This window comes from Collimonas fungivorans (genome assembly GCF_028292705.1).
Classification (GTDB): Bacteria; Pseudomonadota; Gammaproteobacteria; order Burkholderiales; family Burkholderiaceae_D; genus Collimonas; species Collimonas fungivorans_B.
Genome location: NZ_JAQGLV010000049.1, coordinates 1 through 4,527, shown reverse-complemented (window position 1 = coordinate 4,527; position 4,527 = coordinate 1). Strand labels below are relative to the sequence as shown.

Here is a 4,527-nt window from a genome sequence, read left to right as displayed (position 1 = left end):
CAGCGCTTCAGCGCCGTGGTCAACGGCGCCGGCCACAAGGTAGTGTCGGAACCGGTGGCGCGCAACAGCCGCGCCTACGATGAGCGGCCTAACTGCTGCGGCAACAACAACTGCATGCCGATCTGCCAGATCGCCGCCATGTATAGCGGCATCATCCACGACGAGAAAGCGGACAAAGCCGGCGCCAGGGTCCTGCCCGACGCCGTGGTGTACCGCATCGAAGTGGATGCCAAGGAGCGCATCAGCGCCGTCCACTACAAGGATCCGGAAGGCGTCACGCACCGCGTCACCGGCAAGTATTTCGTGCTGGCTGCGAACGGCATCGAGATCCCGAAACTGATGCTGATGTCGACCGACGACAAGCATGGCAAAGGCGTAGGCAACAGTTCCGACCAGGTCGGCCGCAACCTGATGGACCATCCCGGCACCGGCGTCACCTTCCTTGCCAATGAAGACTTGTGGCCGGGGCGCGGTCCGATAGAAATGACCTCCATCGTCGACATGCGCGACGGCGCTTTCCGTTCCGAATACGCCGCCAAGAAGCTGCACCTGAATAACATGGCGCAAACCAACCATGCTGCGCAGACCGCCTTGAAAGACGGTCTGGTAGGCGTCAAGCTGAACCAGGAAATCCGCCGCCGCGCGGCGCGCACCGTGAATATCAACAGCTTCCACGATATCTTGCCGGATCCGGAAAACCGCATACGGCCGAGTACCGAGAAGCGCGATGCGCTTGGCATTCCGCAGCCGGAGATCACCTATGCGATCAACGACTACGTGCAGAAGAGCGCCGTGCTGACGCACCAGGCCTACGCCAGCATCGCCGCCATGTTCGGCGGCACCGAAATCAAGTTCGACGACGATTTCGCGCCGAACAACCACATCATGGGCGCCACCATCATGGGCGGCGATCCGCGCGATTCGGTGGTCGACGCCCATTGCCGTTCGCACGACCACGAAAACCTGTTCATCGCCAGCGGTTCGGTGATGCCGGTGGCCGGTACGGTGAACTGCACCCTGACCATCGCGGCGCTGTCCCTGCGCATCGCCGACACCTTGAGGACAGTGCTATGACGGCCCGCTCTCAGCTCACTTTCCCGCGCTGGATGGCTGGCATGGTGCTGGCCGCCGGATTGGCGCAAGGCGCTGCTGCAGTGGCAGCCGATGCCGCGGCGGCCAATGCCGTCGCCGCTGCTCCGGCCGCGGCGCCAAACGCCGACCAGATCACGCGCGGCGCTTACCTGGCCAAGGCAGCCGACTGCATCGCCTGCCACACGGTCGATCCGGCCAAGCCGTTCGCCGGCGGTTATCCGCTGGCGACGCCGTTCGGCACCATCTACGGCCCCAACATCACGCCGGACAAAGAGACCGGCATCGGCAACTGGAGCGATGAAGATTTCATCCGCGCCCTGCACAACGGCATCGACGACGAGGGTAAGCATTTATATCCGGCCTTCCCTTACGCTTCCTTCACCAAGCTGTCGCGCGACGACGTGCTGGCGATCAAGGCCTACCTGTTCAGCCTGCCGCCGATTCCGCAAAAGAACCTGGAAAACAAGCTGCCCTTCCCGCTCAACCAGCGCTGGATCCTGGCCGGCTGGAACCTGTTCAACTTCAAGCCGGGCGAATGGAAGGACGACGCCGGCAAGAGTCCCGAATGGAATCGCGGTGCTTACCTGGTGGAAGGGCTGGCCCACTGCCAGGAATGCCATACCCCGCGTAACCTGACCATGGGCGTCGACCTCAAGCGCTCCTTCGGCGGCGCCCAGCTGGGCGGCTGGACCGCGTTCAACATCACGCCCGATCCGATCAGCGGCATCGGCGGCTGGAAGGACGAAGAAGTCGTCCAGTACCTGAAAACCGGCCTGGTGCCGGGCAAGGCGTCCGCGGCCGGCGGCATGGCGGAAGCGATCGAGCACAGCCTGCAATACCTGAGCGAACCTGACCTGAAGGCGATCGTCACCTACCTGCGCAGCGTGCCGGCCATCAGCGATGCGGCCGACAAGAAACCGCGCTACGCCTGGGGCCAGGCGGCGGATGACGATGCTGAATTGCGCGGGGTGGCGGCGGTATCAGTCAGCAGCAATGCCGCTAGCGGCGCCGAGCTGTTCAGCGGCAACTGCGCCAGCTGCCACTCGGCCAGCGGCAGCGGCGTGGTCGGCGGTTATTACCCGTCCCTGTTCAGCAACAGCGTGGTGGGCGCGCGCGATCCCGGCAACCTGCTGATGGTGATCCTCCACGGCGTGCAGCGCCGCGGCAAGGACGAGCAGACTTTCATGCCCGGTTTTGCCGACCACCTCAACGATGGCCAGGTCGCCATGCTGGCCAACTACGTGGTCAAGCAGTACGGCCATGCCGATACGCCGCCGATTACGCCAGAGCAGGTCAAGGTGCAGCGCCAGGGCGGGCCGGTGTCGCCCGTGCTGACTTTACTGCCATGGGGGCTAGGCGCGGCAGGGCTGATCGTGTTATTTATACTGTTTTCACTGATCATGCGTCGCGGCCGGCGGCCGTCCAAGGACGACCCGGCTGCTTCATAGGAATCGGATCATAGGAATCGCTTCATAGGAATATTTACTCATGGCTCTACGCATCATCGCCACCGGCGGCACTTTCGATAAACATTACGACGAGATCGCCGGTAAACTGACTTTCGCTACCAGCCACCTGCCGCAGGTGATCCAGCGCGCGCGCATCACTACCGAGATCGCGCTGGAAGAGTTGCCGCTGCTCGATTCGCTCGACATGCAAGACATCGACCGCCGGCGCGTGCTGGCTTCCTGCACGCATGCGGCGGAAGCGGCGATAGTCATCATCCACGGCACCGACACCATGCGCGAGACCGCCGCCGTGCTGGGCGCGGCGGCGCTGGAAAAGACGATCGTGGTGACCGGCGCGATGATTCCCTACTCGATTGCCAACTCCGACGCCTTGTTCAATTTCGGCTTTGCTTGCGGCGTCGCGCAAGCCTTGCCGCACGGTGTGTACGTGGCGATGAACGGCAAGATTTTTGCGTGGGACAAGGTGGAGAAAAACCGGGTTGCAGGAGTCTTTGAGCCTTTGTAATATCTTTTCTCCGGGCGAAAAAAAACGGGGCAGAATTTCTGCCCCGTTTTCACATCCAGTCTGCAGTTACTTGGCAACGCCGGTCAGGCCGCGCGCCTCCAGCAGAGGCTCGACTTCCGGCCCGCGTCCGTAGAAGTCCTTGAACTGGGCGCTAGGGTCGACGCTGAAGCCGCGCGACAGCACCTTGGCGCGCAACAGGTCGCCGTTGGCGCGTTTCAGGCCGCCGTGGGTGTCCATCCAGTGCTCGGTATCCTTGGCCAGCACGTCGCTCCAGATATAAGCGTAATAACCGGCGGCATAACCGCTGGCGAAGATGTGCTGGAAGTATTGCGTGTGGTAGCGCGGCGGCACCACATAACCGTCGCCGCTGCTGGCAGCCTGCAGGGTTTTGGCTTCAAACGCCATCACATCCTTGGCGGCCGGCGTCTGGCCTGCCGGCAGCTGATGCCAGGCCTGGTCCAGCATGGCCGCCGCCAGGTATTCCGAGGTCTCGAAACCGGCATTGAACTTGCGCGCCGCCAGCACCTTGTTGACCAGCGCCCGCGGCATCGGCTTGCCGGTTTTGTAGTGCTTGGCGTAGTGGGCCAGGACTTGCGGATTGTGCGACCACATTTCATTGAACTGCGACGGGTATTCGACGAAATCCGGCGGCACCGAGGCGCCGGAGAACATCGGATACTGGACGCTGGAGAACATGCCGTGCAAGGCATGGCCGAACTCGTGGAACATGGTGTTGACTTCGTCAAATGTGAGCAGCACCGGCTTGCCGGCCGGCGGTTTGACGATGTTGATATTGTTCGACACCACCGGCTTGGTCCCGAACAGACGCGATTGCGGAACGTAGCTGTTCATCCAGGCGCCGCCCTGCTTGTTGTCGCGGGCGAAAGGATCGAACAGGAACAAGGCCAATGGCGAACCGTCCTGGTCGAACACTTCGAATACCCGCACATCTTTCTGGTACACCGGCAGGTCGGTGCGTTCCTTGAAGCTGATGCCGTACAGCTGCTGGGCAGCGTAGAACACGCCGTTCTGCAGCACATTGTTCAATTCGAAGTAAGGCTTGATCTGGGATTCGTCGAAGTTGTAGCGCGACTTGCGCACCTGTTCAGAGTAAAACGCCCAGTCCCACGGCTGCAGCTTGAACGGCTTGGTATGGCTGGCCTTGGCCTGGCGGTCTATCACCTGCTGTATGGCGGCGGCTTCCTTGCGGGCGTTGGCGCTAGCTGCCGGCGCCAGCTGGGCCAGCATGCGGTTGACGGCGTCCGGCGTGCCGGCGGTTTCATCTTCCAGCTCATAGGCGGCGTGGCTAGGATAGCCCAGCAGTGCGGCGCGCTGGGCGCGCAGTTTGATGATCTGGGCGACGCCGGCGACATTGTCGTCGCTGCCGCCGTTGGCGCGCGTGATGGACGCAGTATAGAGGCGCTCACGCAGCTGGCGGTTCTTGAGCTGCGCCAGCAGCGG

Annotated in this window: 4 protein-coding genes; 3 read left to right on the top strand and 1 reads right to left on the bottom strand. The window is 62.6% G+C overall.

Translation table 11 applies throughout. The annotated features are described in order from the left end of the window. From JWQ61_RS02455 to JWQ61_RS02445, 3 genes are all read left to right on the top strand, one after another. A partial coding sequence (locus JWQ61_RS02455; RefSeq protein WP_304359113.1) for a GMC oxidoreductase occupies positions 1-1,074 on the top strand: 1,074 nt, incomplete at its 5' end. Then, positions 1,071-2,540, top strand: coding sequence for a cytochrome c (locus JWQ61_RS02450; protein WP_304359112.1), 1,470 nt, complete (start codon positions 1,071-1,073; stop codon positions 2,538-2,540). The genes JWQ61_RS02455 and JWQ61_RS02450, both read left to right, overlap by 4 nt. 40 nt (positions 2,541-2,580) lie before the next feature. After that, positions 2,581-3,066, top strand: a complete 486-nt coding sequence (locus JWQ61_RS02445) for an asparaginase domain-containing protein (RefSeq protein WP_304359111.1) — start codon at positions 2,581-2,583, stop codon at positions 3,064-3,066. Positions 3,067-3,132: 66 nt separating this feature from the next. Here JWQ61_RS02445 and JWQ61_RS02440 read toward each other — a convergent pair. Continuing rightward, positions 3,133-4,527 (bottom strand): M3 family metallopeptidase (locus tag JWQ61_RS02440; RefSeq protein ID WP_304359110.1); only part of this gene is annotated, 1,395 nt, incomplete at its 5' end.